This window comes from Caballeronia sp. LP006 (assembly GCF_031450995.1).
Taxonomy (GTDB): Bacteria; Pseudomonadota; Gammaproteobacteria; order Burkholderiales; family Burkholderiaceae; genus Caballeronia.
In genome coordinates this window covers 1,865,957-1,880,326 of the sequence record NZ_JARTVW010000005.1, presented here as the reverse complement: position 1 = coordinate 1,880,326, position 14,370 = coordinate 1,865,957, and the positions used below count along the sequence as shown (strand labels likewise).

Below are 14,370 nucleotides of genomic sequence, written 5' to 3'. Positions count from 1 at the left end.
CATGATAATGCAGCTCAATCCCCAGGTCGCGCAAGTCTTGCAGATGATCGCACGCGCGAGGCGCGCGCCTTATCACACGCTCACGCCGCAAGAGGCGCGCGCCGCCTATGCGATGAGCGCGCCCATTCTCGATGTCGCGCCGTTGCCCATGGCGCGTGTCGAAGATCTTCCCGTTCCTATGCGCGATGGCGGGTCCATTCGTGTGCGTGCGTATTATCCGATCGAGCCGAATTGGGCGGAGCCGCTTGGCGCGCTCATGTATCTGCATGGCGGCGGCTTTACGGTGGGAAGCATCGAGACGCACGACGCGCTGTGCCGCAAGTTCGCGCATGACGTGTGCTGCGCGGTGGTATCGGTCGATTACCGGCTTGCGCCCGAACACAAGTTTCCGGTCGCCGTGAACGATGCCTTCGACGCCTTGCAATGGCTCGCGCGCGAGGCGTCCACGTTGGGGATCGATCCGGCTCGCATCGCGATTGGTGGAGACAGCGCGGGCGGCACGCTCGCGACGGTGTGCTCGGTGCTGGCGCGCGATGCAGGCATCGCCTTGCAATTGCAGATGCTGATTTATCCGGGGACGAGCGCGTGGCAGCGAAGCGAATCGCATGCGCGGCTTGCCGAAGGGTACTTGCTGAGCGCAGAGACGATTCAATGGTTCTTCGAGCAGTACGTGCGCGATGAACGCGACCGGGACGACTGGCGTTTTGCGCCGCTGGATGCGGCGGGCGGGCAGCCGGATTATCGTGGCGTGGCGCCGATGTGGATCGCGGCTGCGGATCATGATCCGCTTTACGATGAAGATGTCGCTTACGCGGAGAAGCTTTCAGCGCAGGGCGTATCGGTGGAACTGATGCGGTATGAAGGGATGATTCACGAGTTCTTCAAGATGGGCGGGTTTGTTCGCGACGTGGCGCGGGCGCATGCGGATGCGGTGGCTGCGTTGAGGAAGGCGTTGGGGTGAGGGCTTGATTAGATTCTGAAAAGTACATGGCAAATTTGTCGCCATTGCGATTACCTTGATAGTGCTCTTACTGTTGAAACGTGGGTCGCGGCGATCATGCGTCACGCCACCTCAAACCTGAACGCCCGCACAAAATCCCCCGGCCGCACGACCTTGTGGGAACCGTCATCGTCACTGCGTTCCTTGACATGCAGCTCAATACCATGCGTCAGCGGCAACACTTGCAACGCCGTCGTCCCGCGCGTGCCGTATCCATCGCTCTCGATAAACGCCGCCGACAACACGCGTTCACGCTCGATGGAAAGGCCAGTGGATGGCAAGACGTGATCGTCGGCGATACGCGGGTCACGCAAGGTTTCGATCAGCTCGTCGAGCGATGGCCGCTCATCGGCGTGAATCAAATCGCGTAAAGCATCGCGCTGGGCGACGAGCTTCGGCCACGGCGTATTCAGCAAGCTATTCGACAACCCATGCACGCCCGCTTCGAGCAAAACCGGCTCGGCATCGGCGCGATTGCCGTACCAGCCGAGCTCACGTCGTGTGAAATCCCCGCACAGTAAATTGAAGCCGTTGTACCGATGACCTTCCAGGGCAACGCGCTTCAGATACGTCAAAGGCTCGACGCGCTCGCCCGTCAAAAATTCGCTGACCAACGCGCCACGCGTGGGCGCATCCGGCCGAATCTCGCTCGGCGCGCGATAGTTCGTCAGCGCGGCAAAGCGCCCGTCCCGCGTTACGCCAAGCCACGTGCCGCCGCCCGTCAAATCCCGGCCCGCGAGCACGCCGGGCGCGTCGCTCCACCAATGCATCGGGTCGGTCTCGCGGCGGAAGAACTCGTCGCGATTCGCCGCCAGTGTAAGCAGCGCGCGGCCGTTGGCGGGCGCGGTCTGGGGTTGCCAGTCGAAGACGATCAGGCACATGGCGTTCAGGCGTCGGCAGGAAAGGCGTAGGGCAGCGGCACGAATTTGAGCGCGGGGCCATCGGCGGCGCCGACGTGCACCGAACCGTTATCCAGCGACGCCAGCTTGATCTCCACAAGACAATCCACGCCGCCGCCTTCGGCCGGCGCCACGTTGACCACCATGCCGCAAGGCTGACCGGGATCGGCCGAATGGAACAGCTCGGCGCCCGGCGTGGCCGATTCGCCGTGCGCGAGCGCCGTGCGTCGTTTGATCGTGCCGCGATATTGGCTGCGCGCGACGATCTCCTGTCCCGGATAGCAACCCTTCTTGAAGTTCACCGCGCCCAGCACGTCGAAGTTGACCATCTGCGGGACGAACTGCTCGGTCGTCGCCTGTGTGATGCGCGGCTCGCCCGCGTGGATGTCGAGCCAGTCCCACAGCGCCGGTCCCGCGCGCCGCAACTTCTCGCCAAGCTCGGGCAGTCGTGCTTCGATATCGGCCCTCGGGCCGACCCACAGGAAACGCGGCCGATGCGCCGCATCCGGCACACGAATCAGCGCGCCATGCGGACCTTCCACCTTGACATGCACGCCGTCGGGCAACGCATCGAAGATGCCGGAGAGCGCCGCGCGCACATCACCCGCAAAGCCGACTGCCGCGAGTTCCGGCGTCGCGTCACTCAACCTCGCTTTTGCGCGCAGCACGAACATGGACAGACGCTTTTGCACGGGCGCCTGGACATCGTGCGAGATCAAGAGACGCACGGTATCGGCTGAACGCCACATGAGAAACGAACCCAGCAGGCGTCCCTTCGGCGAGCAATAGCCCGCGAGGCGCGCCGTGGATGCGTCGAGATGCTGGACGTCGTTGGTGACCTGGTTGTGCAGAAACGAAGCGGCATCCTCGCCCTTGATGTCGATCACGCCGAACTGCGTGAGCGGCACGAAAACGCCCGCTGTCTTCACGGCTTCGAAGTCGTCGGCGGGAATGGCGCTTGGAGCGGAACCGGGGGAAAGCTGGGTTTGGGAATTCATGGCGTCAAGTGCGGTCAATCCTGTCAGTCGGTCCGGCCGGTCAAACTGACCGGGGCGCAGGCGGGCAAGTTATTATATTGGTCTTATTCCTAGTGTGTCTGGCATGTCCCTTTTCAAGAAATGCGTCGTGACGGTGGTGATCGTCGCGGTGCTCGCGGCGGCGCTCGCAGGTGGCGTTTATTACTGGGCCAATCGGCCGATGAACCTCACGCCCGCCGAACTCGACGTCACCATCAAGCCTCACAGCAGCTTGCGCAGCGTCAGCGCCCAGTTGATTCGCGGCGGCGTGCCGGTCGAATCCGAGCTTTTCGTGTTGATGACGCGCGTGCTCGGGCTTTCGTCGCAGCTCAAATCCGGCAATTACGCGTTCAAAAGCGGCGTGACACCGTATGAAGTGCTGCAAAAGATCGCGCGCGGCGACGTCAACGAGTACGTGGCCACCGTCATCGAGGGCTGGACGTTGCAAAAAATGCGCGCCGAACTCGACGCCAACTCCGCGCTCGCGCACGACACCGCCGGCATGTCCGACACGGACCTCTTGCGTGCAATCGGCGCGCCCGAGGTGGACAAGGCATCGGCGGAAGGACTGTTTTTCCCGGATACCTATCTTTTCGACAAAGGCACGAGCGACCTCACGGTCTACAAGCGCGCGTACCGGATCATGCAGCAGCGGCTCACCGAAGCCTGGAACACGCGCTCGCCGAATTTGCCTTACAAGACGCCTTACGAAGCGCTCGTCATGGCGTCGATCGTCGAGAAGGAGACGGGGCGCGCAACCGACCGGCCGCTCGTGGCGGCGGTGTTCGCCAACCGGCTGCGGATCGGCATGCCGCTACAGACCGACCCGACCGTCATCTACGGCCTCGGTCCGGCTTACGGCGGGCATCTGAAGAAAAAGGATCTGCAGACCGACACTCCGTACAATACCTACACGCGCATGGGTCTGCCGCCCACGCCGATCGCGCTGCCCGGCGTGGCCGCGCTCACCGCGACGCTCAATCCCGCCGCGAGCAATGCGCTCTATTTCGTGTCGCGCGGCGACGGCAGCAGCATCTTTTCCGACAACCTGGGCGACCACAACAAGGCCGTCGACAAATACATCCGGGGTCAGTGAATGGCGCGGGGCAAGTTCATTACATTCGAGGGTATCGACGGAGCGGGCAAGACCACGCATCTGGAGTGGTTTCGCGAGCGGCTCGCCGAAAAACTCGCCGCGCACGCGCGCTCTGTCGTGATGACGCGCGAGCCGGGCGGCACACCGCTCGGCGAAACGTTGCGCGGCATTCTGCTGAATCAGCCAATGGACCTCGAAACCGAGGCGCTTCTCATGTTCGCCGCGCGCCGCGAGCATCTCGCGCAGGTCATCGAACCGGCGCTCGCGCATGGCGACTGGGTGCTGTCGGACCGTTTTTCGGATGCCACCTTTGCTTATCAGGGCGGTGGACGCGGTCTGCCGCGCGACAAGCTGGAAGCGCTGGAACGCTGGGTGCAGGGCGGTTTTCAGCCGGACCTTACCGTTCTGTTCGACATTCCGACGGAGACCGCGAGCGAACGCCGTTCGGCCGCGCGCGCGCCGGACAAGTTCGAGAGCGAATCGGAGGCATTTTTTAAGCGCACGCGCGCCGAATATCTGCGGCGCGCGGCCGAATCGCCGCAGCGTTTTTTCATCGTCGATTCGAGCCGGCCCATCGACGATATCCGCACGCAGCTCGAAGATGTCATCGCGAGCCTTTGATCCACGCTCAAGCTACGCCTAACCCACTGAACCGCCGATGATTTATCCCTGGCAAGCCAACGACTGGCAGCGTCTCCAGCAGCTACGCGCGAACTGGCCGCATGCGCTTTTGCTGCATGGCGAAGCGGGCATCGGCAAGCTGCAGTTCGCGCAGCATCTGGCGAAGGGGCTGCTGTGCGAAACGCATCTGCCGAGCGGCGAGCCGTGCGGCACCTGTTCCGCTTGCCTGTGGTTCTCGCAGGGCAATCATCCCGACTACCGCGCGGTGTTGCCCGAGGCGCTTGCGGGGCTTGCGGCGGCAGGCGCGGATTCTTCCGCCGATGCATCCGCCGAGAAAGCCGAGAAAGCCGATGGCGACGAAGGCAAGAAGAGCCGCGCGCCGAGCAAGGAAATCAAGATCGAACAGGTACGCGCGCTGCTCGACTTCTGCAGTCTCGGATCGCATCGCGGCGGCTTGCGTGTCGTGCTGCTGTATCCCGCCGAAGCGCTCAATGTCGCGGCGGCCAACGCGCTCTTGAAAACGCTGGAAGAACCGCCTTCGGGCGTCGTGTTCCTGCTGGTGTCGGCGCGTATCGACCGCTTGTTGCCAACCATCATCAGCCGCTGCCGACAGTGGCCGATGAGCGTGCCGCCCTTCGACGAAGCGCGCGCGTGGCTTGCGTCACGAGGTATCGACGATGCCGCCGGGCTTCTCGCGCAAGCGGGCGGCGCGCCGCTCAACGCGCTTGAGCTCGCGAGCGACGAGAACCGCGCGCTGCGCGATTTCACGTTGGCGCAACTTGCGGCCGGCCCGAACTGCGACGCCTTCGCGTGCGGCGAAAACCTGCAGAAACTGCCGGTGCCGCTGGTGCTCGGCTGGCTGCAACGCTGGCTTTACGACGTGCTCGCCGAGCGCACGGCAGGCCGTCCGCGCTATTTTCCGGGCGCGGCCAAGGCGCTCGCGCGATGCGCCGCCAGCGCCGACCCGGCCGCCCTTTCGCGCTACATGAAAACCGTCACGCGGCAACGCGCCGTGGAGAATCATCCGTTGAACGCGCGTCTCGTGTTCGAGGAACTCTTCATGGGCTATCGCGGCATCTTCGCCTGAACCTGAACGTAATCACGCCATGAGTCTTCAATATCGAGACGCCACGCTGGACGACCTGCCCGCCATCGTCGCCATCTACAATTCGACGGTCGCCTCGCGCCTCATCACGGCCGACCTCGATCCGGTTCCGGTCGAAAGCCGCCTTGCCTGGTTTCACGCGCACGGACCGGACAAGCGTCCGCTGTGGGTCGTGGAAGAGGGCGGCGAAGTCATCGCGTGGCTGAGTTTCTCCGATTTCTACGGCCGTCCGGCCTACGCGCGCACGGTCGAAGTGAGCATTTATCTCGACGAACGCGCGCGCGGCAAGGGGCTCGGCAAGCAGTTGTTGCACGAGGCGCTGGAGCGCGCGCCGACGCTTGATGTGGATACCGTGCTCGGCTTCGTCTTCGGACATAACGAGCCGAGCATGAAGCTCTTCAGCAGCTTCGGTTTCGAATCGTGGGGCACGCTGCCGCGCGTCGCGGTTCTGGACGGCGTCGAGCGCGATCTCGTCATTCTCGGCTTGCGGCTCGGCGCGAGAGCAAAGGAGTAGCGGATGTTCGTGGATTCCCACTGTCACATCAATTTCGAAGGCCTCGCCGACCGGCTGCCCGAAGTGCTCGACAAGATGCGCGAGCAGAAGGTCACGCACGCGCTTTGCGTGTCGGTGGATCTGGAGACGCTGCCATCGGTGCTCGATATCGCCGAGCGGCACGAGCACATCTTCGCATCGGTTGGCGTGCATCCGGACCACGAAGACGCAACGGAACCGAGCGTCGCGCAACTAGTGGAACTGGCGCGGCATCCCAAAGTCTGCGCAATCGGCGAGACCGGGCTCGACTATTACCGGCTGGAAGGCCGCAGCATCGCCGACATGGAATGGCAGCGCGAGCGCTTTCGCAACCACATTCGCGCGGCGCACGAGACCGGCAAGCCGCTCATCATCCATACGCGTTCGTCGGCGGAAGACACGCTGCGTATCATGGAAGAAGAACGCGCGAGCGTGCCGGGCGGCGTGATGCATTGCTTCACCGAGACGTGGGAAGTGGCGCAAGCCGCGCTCGCGCAGAACTTTCATATTTCGCTTTCGGGCATCGTCACGTTCAAGAAGGCCGAGGACGTGCACGACGTGGCGCGGCGTGTGCCGCTCGAACGTCTGTTGATCGAGACCGACTCGCCATATCTCGCGCCGGTGCCGTATCGCGGCAAGCCGAATGAACCAGCTTACGTGAGCTATGTCGGACGTCACATCGCGCAGTTGCGCGAAGAGACGGACGAAGCAGTCGCGAAAGCCACCACCGACAACTTCTTCCGGCTGTTCAAGATCCCGCCGCGCGCGCAGGCCGTCTGACCGGCACGCTCGGCGAGAACCACTGTTTCAAAGGCAATCCAAAGGTTCACTATGAATAAATCCCCGATGTTTTCCTCGCGTGAAGCGGGACAAAGCAAGCGCACGAGCACACGTTCGAGCACGCGGCAAATGTTGATCGGCGTGCTGCTCGCCGCGTGCGCGTTCGCGCAACCCGCGTTGGCCGAGTCCGTGGACGCGCTCATCAAGGACGTCAAGTTCGACGACATCTCCTCGGTCAAGAAGGCGCTTTCGCAGGGCGCGGACCCGAATACCGTCGACAACACGGGCGCACCGCTCATCGTGATCGCCGCGCGCGAGAAGTCGGACAAGGTAGGCCAGGCGCTTGCCGACAATCCCAAGACCGATTTGGAGAAGCAGGACCCGGCCGGTGAAAACGCGATGATGCTCGCCGCGCTCAACGGCGACGCGACTTTCGTGAATCTCCTGATCGCCAAGGATGCCGAAGTGAACAAGAAGGGCTGGTCGCCGCTGCACTACGCGGCAACCAACGGTCATGACGATATCGTGAAGATTCTGCTCGACCATTCGGCCTATATCGATGCCGGCGCGCCGAACGGCACGACGCCGCTCATGATGGCCGCGCGCGGCGGGCATCTGTCCACCTGCAAGCTTTTGCTCGACGAAGGCGCGGACTTGCGCGTGAAGAACCAGCTTGGCATGACGGCTGTGGACTTCGCGAAGAAGTACAACGAGAAGGACGTCGCGGAAGGCCTGCAGGCTCGCCTCGACGCCATGCCGGCGGCCTCGACGGGCGCCGCAAGCAGCACAAACAGTGCAAAATAACGTAACCACGGGGAGCGGGCGGCCAGGCGCGGCCGCCGCGCCCCTTCGAGCCGCCGCTCCACATAAAAGGAAGACCATGCTGCGGAAATTCGTCTTCGCCTGTGTTCTCGCCACGCCCGTCAGCGCGTTCGCATTCACTGGCAGCGATTTGAATCAACTTTGCACCAAGACCGACCCGAACTCCCGTACTGCCTGCGCGGCCTATATCGAAGGCGCCGCGGACGGCGTGTATAACACCATCGAGGCAATTGGCGGAACCTCCGGCCCGCAAGTCGGCCAATACTTTTGCCTGCCCGCCGAAGTCAAGCCGCAACAACTGACCGATGCAGTGCGCAAGTACATCGCGGACAATCCCGACAAGTCCGGCTTCAATGCGACGACCATGGTGTCGCTCGGACTTGGCAAGGCGTTTCCCTGCAAGGCGGAACGTTGATGCAAGGCTTCGAGGCGGGCAGCGAATTTGCTTGATGCTCGACGCCGCCCGCCGCTGCACTTGAAGACGTAGAAGCCGACCTGGACGCCGACTAAAGACGCACCCCGGCAGCACGAACCGCGCACGATGCGTCCGACATGGCGCATAGTGGCGAGGCTCGTGCACGCGGCCGCCGTATCCACCTTCCTGCGAGGCTGATCCCGCGACGCTCATGCTTTCTTTCGACCGCTTTCTCGATCTAGCCGAGCGCCCGCTCGGCACCTGGCCCGGCGCGCTGTGCGCCGCCGCCATCGCACTGATCGTCGCCATCGGGGTGCATCGGATCGGTGCGCGCGTCTTGACGCGCGTCGCGCGGCCGTATCCGCTGATGAGCACGGTGTTGCGCTACATCGACGCGCCCGCGCTCGTCCTCGTCATCATGCTCGCGTTCGGCTTCGTGATTTTCGAGGCGCCGGACACGCTGCCGCTCATCGGCGTATTGCGCGATATCGAAACCGTCGCGTTGATCGGTGCGCTCACGTTTCTCGCCGCGCGTTCGGCGAGCGCGGTGGGCGAGGCGGTCGTGCAGGCGCATCCGCTCGATACCGACGACAATCTCAACGCGCGCCGCATCCACACGCAGGCGCGCGTGCTGGCGCGCTCGGTCATGGTGGTGATCGTGATCATCGGTTTTGGCGGGGCGCTCATGGCGTTTCCGAGCGTGCGGCAGATCGGCGCGAGCTTGCTGGCTTCCGCCGGCGTGGCGGGTTTGGTCGCGGGTATCGCCGCACGGCCCGTGCTCGGCAATCTGATCGCCGGCTTGCAGATCGCGCTGTCCCAACCCATTCGTCTCGATGACGTCGTCGTGATTCAGGGCGAGTGGGGCCGCGTCGAAGAGATCACGGGTACCTATGTGTCGATCCGCATCTGGGACCAGCGGCGGCTGATCGTGCCGTTGCAATGGTTCATCGAGAATCCGTTCACCAACTGGACGCGCAATAGCTCGCAGATCATCGGCACGGTGTTTCTTTTCGTCGATTACCGCATGCCGATCGCGCCGCTGCGCGCGGAACTCGAACGCATTCTGGCGAGCGCGCCGGAGTGGGACGGCCGCGTGCAAGTGCTGCAAGTCACCGATGCCACCGAGCACGCCATGCAATTGCGCGCGCTCGTCAGTTCCTTCGACTCCGCGCTCAATTGGGATTTGCGCTGCCGGGTGCGCGAAGGCTTGCTGAATTTCGTGCAGGCGGCGTATCCGCAGTATCTGCCACGCGCACGGGCCGATCTCTCCACCGACAGCAAGCACGTAGACTTCGCGCCGCCGCTGGAACGCGCCAACACGGCATCGCCCACCACCGCGAATACCGCGGCGGACCCGGTCGCGAGCCGGGGCGAGCGCACGGGTCCCGATCCGCGCGCGAACTCGGCGGCATCGACCGCGCCGGTGGATGCGCTGAAGCGATAGAAGCGATAGAAATCTCAAGCGAAGCACCGCAACCGAATCATCGTAGTCAGCAAACGAAAAAGGAATACTCATGAGCCGTCTCGTCGTCGTATCCAACCGGGTCGCTACCCCGACCGAAACCAAGGGCTCTGCGGGCGGCCTCGCCGTCGGCGTGTTCGGCGCGCTGAAAGACAGCGGCGGCGTGTGGTTCGGCTGGAGCGGGGACGTGGTGAGCGAGACCGTCGCGAACCAGGGGCCGACGCTACAGCAGGACGGCGCGGTGACGTTCGCCACCGTCGGCCTGCCGAAGAAGGACTACGACCAGTACTACCGCGGCTTTTCCAACGCCATGCTGTGGCCGGTTTTCCACTATCGCAACGATCTCGCCGTCTACGATCGTGACGAATACGCGGGGTATCGGCGCGTGAATTCGTGGCTCGCGCACAAACTCATCAAGCTGCTCGAACCGGAAGACGTGATCTGGGTGCACGACTATCACCTGATTCCGTTCGCCGAGGCGTTGCGCAGCGCGGGTGTGACGAATCGCATCGGCTTCTTTTTGCATATCCCGTTTCCGTCGCCGCAAATTCTCTTGAACATTCCGCCTCACGAGGAGCTCGTCAAGTCGCTGTGCTGCTATGACGTCGTGGGCTTTCAGACCGAGGGCGATCAGACCGCGTTCCACGATTACATCGTGCGGCACGCGCACGGCACGGCGACGCCCGACGGACATGTCGAAGCGTTCGGTCGCAAGCTCACGACGGGCGTCTACCGCATCGGCGTGTTTCCGGACGAGATCGCCGAACAGGCCGAGCGCGGCGAAGCGCGTCAGGATGTCATGGACCTCAAGCAGAGTCTGGAAGGGCGCAAGCTCATCATGAGCGTCGATCGGCTCGATTATTCGAAAGGGCTCGTCGAGCGCTTTCGCGCGTTTGAGCATTTTCTGGAGAAGTCGCCGGAATGGCGCGGCAATGTCACGCTCGTGCAGATTGCGCCGCCTACGCGTTCGGACGTGGAGACGTATCAACAGATCCGCCAGAACCTGGAATACGAAGCAGGGCGCATCAACGGGCGCTATTCCGGTCTCGATTACACGCCTATCCGGTATCTGAATCAGCGTTACGACCGGTGGAAGCTGATGTCGCTGTTCCGCGAATCGCAAGTCGGGCTCGTCACGCCCTTGCGCGACGGCATGAATCTCGTCGCCAAGGAATATATCGCCGCGCAGAATCCCGACGATCCGGGCGTGCTCGTGCTGTCGCAATTCGCCGGCGCGGCCGCGGAAATGACGGGCGCGGTGATGGTGAATCCGCATGACATCGTCGGCACCAGCGACGCCATCTCGCGCGCACTCGCCATGCCGCTCGCGGAACGCCGCCAGCGCTACGAAACCAACATGACTTCGCTGCGCAAATACGATCTGGGCGTGTGGCGGGACAATTTCCTTGCCGATCTTCGTGGCAAACCGCGCAAGAAGCCCGCACCGGCCGTGAAAAAGAACCCGTAACCGCCATCGGAAACGATTGTTTCGGACCTGTAACAGAGCGATGAAAGTGAAATAGGCGGCGGTGTTGACGCATGAGCCGTCGATAATGACGTCACGTGCTAAACCAGCGCGCAAAACGAGCGCGCCGTCGCCTAGGGCAAACCTCGTTATCCAAACCTTACGGCCTACTGTCATACTCGACACACGTTCAGGCGACTTGCCCGAACGTTTAGGGAACTTGGCGCGACCTTTTCGCATGACGCGAGAACGAGCATTGCAGCGCTGACGCCGGCCGGCACGAAGTTCACGGCCGACAGGGAGACGAGAACGATGAGAATTGCCCAGATTGCCCCGTTGACGGAATCGGTGCCGCCCAAGTTGTACGGCGGAACGGAGCGCGTCGTCTCGTATCTGACCGAGGCGCTCGTCGAGCTCGGTCACGAAGTCACGCTTTTCGCCACCGGCGACTCGCAAACCAAGGCGAATCTCGAAGCCGTCTGGCCGCGCGCGTTGCGTCTGGACCCGGCCATTCGCGACCGCATCGCGCCGCACATGCTGCTGCTGGAAATGGTGCGCCGCCGCGCGGAAGATTTCGATGTCCTGCATTTCCACATGGACTACTACTCGTTCTCGCTGTTCAAGCGCCAGGACACGCCGTTTCTCACGACCATGCATGGCCGGCTCGATCTGCCTGAGCAGCAGCCGGTTTTCGATACTTTCAACACCGCGCCGGTGGTGTCCATCTCCGATGCGCAGCGTCATCCGCTGCCGCAGGCGAAGTGGGTGACGACGGTTTATCACGCGCTGCCGGAAAAGCTCTACGAACCGCAACCGGTCAAGCAGGAATATCTCGCATTTCTCGGGCGCATTTCGCCGGAAAAACGCGTGGATACGGCCATTCGCATTGCCGGGCGTTGTGGCTTGAAGATCAAGATCGCCGCCAAGGTGGACGCGGCGGACCACGAATACTTCGAACGTGAGATCGCGCCGCTTTTCAAGTTGCCGTACGTGGAATATATCGGCGAGATCAACGACAGTCAGAAGGCCGAGTTCTTATCGGGCGCGCATGCCTTGCTTTTTCCGATCGACTGGCCGGAGCCATTCGGTCTGGCGATGATCGAGTCGATGGCGTGCGGCACGCCTGTCATCGCGTTCAATCGCGGCGCCGTGCCGGAAGTGGTGGACGAGGGCGTCTCGGGGTTCATCGTCGAAGACGAGATCGGCGCGGTAGCCGCCGTGAATCGGCTGCATACCCTGTCGCGCGAAGGCGTGCGCAAGCGTTTCGAGGAGCGCTTCACCGCGCACCGGATGGCGCGGCAGTATATCGACGCGTATCAGTCCGTCGTGCGCGCGCAGAAGCGCTCGCGCTTCAAGCTTATCGATCGCGCGACGACTTAAGTCCGCAACTCGAAAGCACAAAAAAACCGCCGTGTGCCGCGACCATCAGGTCGCGACACACGGCGGTCATGCTTTGTCGACGCCAAAAGCAGCAAAACGCGCGGCCAGGCCGCGCGAGCCGGCTTTTACATCTTCAGGCGCGTCACCTTCGTGCCTGCCAGCGATACGTCGGCCATCAAGCCGGCGTTGGTCAGCACGAACGCCTCGACCGGGCTGGTGGCCGTGTTCGTATCCACCGCGCCGTTTGCGCCCATCTTCACGAGTGCCACGGATGCATCCGCACCGGCAGACCAGCCGTCCGAATTGCGGAATTTGTCGAGCGCGTCTTGCGTCATGAACAGGAAGATCAGCGACTTCGACTGCGCGCCTGCCTGCAGGCCGAACGAGCCGGAGGTCGTGCTGTAGTAGCCGACCGTGCCGCCGCCCACGCGCAGTGAACCCTTGCCGTATTGCGCGCCGACGATGAAGCCAGCCTGAATGACTGACGGGAACACCAGAATGCCACGCGACTTGGCGACCAGTTCGCGTGAACCGGCGACGGTCGAATAGAGGCGCTGGATTGCGCTGTCGACGTCCGCGTCGATGGAGCGGCGGTCGTCAGCGGTGCCTGCGGCCTTTTCCTGACCCGTGTTCGAATTGGTCGTACATCCCGCCAGCGTGAGGCCGCCAAGTGCCAGCACAGCCGTCGACTTGAGCATGAAGTTTCGTCTTTGCATCGTTGTTCTCCATCGTGGAATTTGGGAAACCCCATTAGATCGGGAGGGTGAGGTTCGCCAAGTTATAGCACAGCACCGTGCAACCACCAGACCCCGCCGGATGACCCGAAAAATTGCTTCGAACCAACCCGCGCGCAGTGCCGCCGCTCCCTTCGGTAACTTTGACTTGGCAAGCTTACTCCCAATCTGTCACTGATATCGTTGTTGCGTAGCTACACGACTAAAACCTTCGTCATGCGATACAGCGCAACGCTCACCCGGAAACCGCTCGATTGGAAAGACCTGACAGCGCGTTTTCGCCCGAACCGTTTCCGTATGGCTTGCATTTATTTCACCGCACGGCCGTCGATGTTACGCCGCGGCCGCTGTCACCAGTAGCAACGACCGTTCCCGACCCGGCTTCAAGGGTGACTCGTCGTTTTTACTTTGGACGCGGGCGCGGCTGCCGAAGCGTTTTGCTCGCCTGGCGTGCGCCGTAGCAGTCGTCGAATGATGCCGATTACCATGCCGAGCACGAACAAAAATGCAGCAGGAACGACCCAGTAGCCGACGAACGCGTGCCAGAGATAACCCGCGAGCGTGGATTTGCGATGATCGTATTCGTCGAGCGCTTCCTGATGCTTGCCCGCATTGGCGCTGAGGATGTCGGCGGGACAGCCGGCGGCCCGCGCTTCGTCGGGCGCGCCATGACAGCGGGCCGCGGCGCCCGATGCGCGTTGGGCATCGGTCAGTTCCCACGTGGATAGCGACTTTTGCAGATCGACCGTGTTGTAGGCCATTTCGTCGCGTACTTCGTTGACCGCGACGATCATCACCGGCACGAGCCAGAAGGTGATCGTGACGAGCCACCGCCTGAACCAGCGGTTCTTGTGTCTCCATGCCATCCATTGCCTCCGTGCGAGGCATGACGCCCCGCTAGACGAGCGGCGGCCGATGGCGTGTTTCTTCGAATATTGGGGGGCCGCCTTCGCGCCATCTTAGGAGAAAAAGACGACGGTGCGAATCATTTGCTTGGGTGCAGTGCAATATCCCCAAGCGGCAAGTGCAATATCCCCAAGCAG

Annotated in this window: 15 protein-coding genes; 11 read left to right on the top strand and 4 right to left on the bottom strand. The window is 62.8% G+C overall.

Going from position 1 to position 14,370, the window contains the following annotated elements; genetic code table 11:
* Positions 1 to 7: 7 nt before the first annotated feature.
* Positions 8 to 961 carry an alpha/beta hydrolase gene (locus P9250_RS25360; protein ID WP_310395821.1) on the top strand — a complete coding sequence of 318 codons (954 nt, stop codon included), beginning with the start codon at positions 8 to 10 and terminating at the stop codon, positions 959 to 961.
* Between the two features lie 101 nt (positions 962 to 1,062).
* Here P9250_RS25360 and P9250_RS25355 read toward each other — a convergent pair whose 3' ends face one another.
* Together P9250_RS25355 and P9250_RS25350 are read right to left on the bottom strand one after the other, a co-directional pair.
* Positions 1,063 to 1,881, bottom strand: coding sequence for an NRDE family protein (locus tag P9250_RS25355; protein WP_310395819.1), 819 nt, complete (start codon positions 1,879 to 1,881; stop codon positions 1,063 to 1,065).
* Between the two features lie 5 nt (positions 1,882 to 1,886).
* Complete coding sequence (locus P9250_RS25350) at positions 1,887 to 2,897, bottom strand: YgfZ/GcvT domain-containing protein (RefSeq protein WP_409014942.1); 1,011 nt, start codon at positions 2,895 to 2,897, stop codon at positions 1,887 to 1,889.
* Positions 2,898 to 3,000: 103 nt separating this feature from the next.
* Between P9250_RS25350 and mltG the strand changes: the two genes are divergently transcribed.
* From mltG to P9250_RS25300, 10 genes are all read left to right on the top strand, one after another.
* A complete protein-coding gene (gene mltG, locus P9250_RS25345) occupies positions 3,001 to 4,011 on the top strand; it encodes an endolytic transglycosylase MltG (RefSeq protein ID WP_310395815.1) in 1,011 nt (336 codons plus the stop codon).
* Positions 4,012 to 4,632 (top strand): dTMP kinase, encoded by a 621-nt coding sequence (gene tmk / locus P9250_RS25340; protein ID WP_244827898.1) that lies wholly within the window; start codon positions 4,012 to 4,014, stop codon positions 4,630 to 4,632. It abuts the gene before it with no gap.
* Positions 4,633 to 4,669: 37 nt separating this feature from the next.
* Positions 4,670 to 5,719: a DNA polymerase III subunit delta' gene (locus P9250_RS25335; RefSeq protein WP_310395813.1), complete on the top strand. Its 1,050-nt coding sequence runs from the start codon at positions 4,670 to 4,672 to the stop codon at positions 5,717 to 5,719.
* A gap of 19 nt (positions 5,720 to 5,738) precedes the next feature.
* On the top strand, positions 5,739 to 6,251 hold the full coding sequence (locus P9250_RS25330) for an N-acetyltransferase family protein (protein WP_310395811.1): 513 nt from the start codon (positions 5,739 to 5,741) through the stop codon (positions 6,249 to 6,251).
* Between the two features lie 3 nt (positions 6,252 to 6,254).
* Complete coding sequence (locus tag P9250_RS25325; protein ID WP_250464860.1) at positions 6,255 to 7,049, top strand: TatD family hydrolase; 795 nt, start codon at positions 6,255 to 6,257, stop codon at positions 7,047 to 7,049.
* A 129-nt stretch (positions 7,050 to 7,178) separates the two neighbouring features.
* Positions 7,179 to 7,853, top strand: a complete 675-nt coding sequence (locus tag P9250_RS25320) for an ankyrin repeat domain-containing protein (protein ID WP_309964294.1) — start codon at positions 7,179 to 7,181, stop codon at positions 7,851 to 7,853.
* Between the two features lie 76 nt (positions 7,854 to 7,929).
* Complete coding sequence (locus P9250_RS25315) at positions 7,930 to 8,286, top strand: Rap1a/Tai family immunity protein (protein ID WP_244827894.1); 357 nt, start codon at positions 7,930 to 7,932, stop codon at positions 8,284 to 8,286.
* Positions 8,287 to 8,497: 211 nt separating this feature from the next.
* Positions 8,498 to 9,730: a mechanosensitive ion channel domain-containing protein gene (locus P9250_RS25310; protein WP_310395808.1), complete on the top strand. Its 1,233-nt coding sequence runs from the start codon at positions 8,498 to 8,500 to the stop codon at positions 9,728 to 9,730.
* A 70-nt stretch (positions 9,731 to 9,800) separates the two neighbouring features.
* Entirely contained in the window at positions 9,801 to 11,216 is a 1,416-nt protein-coding gene (gene otsA / locus P9250_RS25305) for an alpha,alpha-trehalose-phosphate synthase (UDP-forming) (protein ID WP_250525857.1), read from the top strand.
* Positions 11,217 to 11,525: 309 nt separating this feature from the next.
* Positions 11,526 to 12,593 carry a glycosyltransferase family 4 protein gene (locus P9250_RS25300; protein WP_244827891.1) on the top strand — a complete coding sequence of 356 codons (1,068 nt, stop codon included), beginning with the start codon at positions 11,526 to 11,528 and terminating at the stop codon, positions 12,591 to 12,593.
* A gap of 125 nt (positions 12,594 to 12,718) precedes the next feature.
* Here the strand turns inward: P9250_RS25300 and P9250_RS25295 are convergent, their stop codons facing one another.
* Positions 12,719 to 13,309, bottom strand: coding sequence for a YSC84-related protein (locus tag P9250_RS25295; protein ID WP_244827890.1), 591 nt, complete (start codon positions 13,307 to 13,309; stop codon positions 12,719 to 12,721).
* A gap of 401 nt (positions 13,310 to 13,710) precedes the next feature.
* Positions 13,711 to 14,193: a hypothetical protein gene (locus P9250_RS25290; RefSeq protein ID WP_250464863.1), complete on the bottom strand. Its 483-nt coding sequence runs from the start codon at positions 14,191 to 14,193 to the stop codon at positions 13,711 to 13,713.
* Positions 14,194 to 14,370: the final 177 nt, after the last annotated feature.

Excerpts from the sequence above, each read along its gene's own strand:
- P9250_RS25360 (WP_310395821.1), top strand. The coding sequence starts at position 8 with ATGCAGCTCAATCCCCAGGTCGCGCAAGTCTTGCAGATGATCGCACGC.
- P9250_RS25355 (WP_310395819.1), bottom strand. The coding sequence starts at position 1,881 with ATGTGCCTGATCGTCTTCGACTGGCAACCCCAGACCGCGCCCGCCAAC.
- P9250_RS25350 (WP_409014942.1), bottom strand. The coding sequence starts at position 2,897 with ATGAATTCCCAAACCCAGCTTTCCCCCGGTTCCGCTCCAAGCGCCATT.
- mltG (WP_310395815.1), top strand. The coding sequence starts at position 3,001 with ATGTCCCTTTTCAAGAAATGCGTCGTGACGGTGGTGATCGTCGCGGTG.
- tmk (WP_244827898.1), top strand. The coding sequence starts at position 4,012 with ATGGCGCGGGGCAAGTTCATTACATTCGAGGGTATCGACGGAGCGGGC.
- P9250_RS25335 (WP_310395813.1), top strand. The coding sequence starts at position 4,670 with ATGATTTATCCCTGGCAAGCCAACGACTGGCAGCGTCTCCAGCAGCTA.
- P9250_RS25330 (WP_310395811.1), top strand. The coding sequence starts at position 5,739 with ATGAGTCTTCAATATCGAGACGCCACGCTGGACGACCTGCCCGCCATC.
- P9250_RS25325 (WP_250464860.1), top strand. The coding sequence starts at position 6,255 with ATGTTCGTGGATTCCCACTGTCACATCAATTTCGAAGGCCTCGCCGAC.
- P9250_RS25320 (WP_309964294.1), top strand. The coding sequence starts at position 7,179 with ATGTTGATCGGCGTGCTGCTCGCCGCGTGCGCGTTCGCGCAACCCGCG.
- P9250_RS25315 (WP_244827894.1), top strand. The coding sequence starts at position 7,930 with ATGCTGCGGAAATTCGTCTTCGCCTGTGTTCTCGCCACGCCCGTCAGC.
- P9250_RS25310 (WP_310395808.1), top strand. The coding sequence starts at position 8,498 with ATGCTTTCTTTCGACCGCTTTCTCGATCTAGCCGAGCGCCCGCTCGGC.
- otsA (WP_250525857.1), top strand. The coding sequence starts at position 9,801 with ATGAGCCGTCTCGTCGTCGTATCCAACCGGGTCGCTACCCCGACCGAA.
- P9250_RS25300 (WP_244827891.1), top strand. The coding sequence starts at position 11,526 with ATGAGAATTGCCCAGATTGCCCCGTTGACGGAATCGGTGCCGCCCAAG.
- P9250_RS25295 (WP_244827890.1), bottom strand. The coding sequence starts at position 13,309 with ATGCAAAGACGAAACTTCATGCTCAAGTCGACGGCTGTGCTGGCACTT.
- P9250_RS25290 (WP_250464863.1), bottom strand. The coding sequence starts at position 14,193 with ATGGCATGGAGACACAAGAACCGCTGGTTCAGGCGGTGGCTCGTCACG.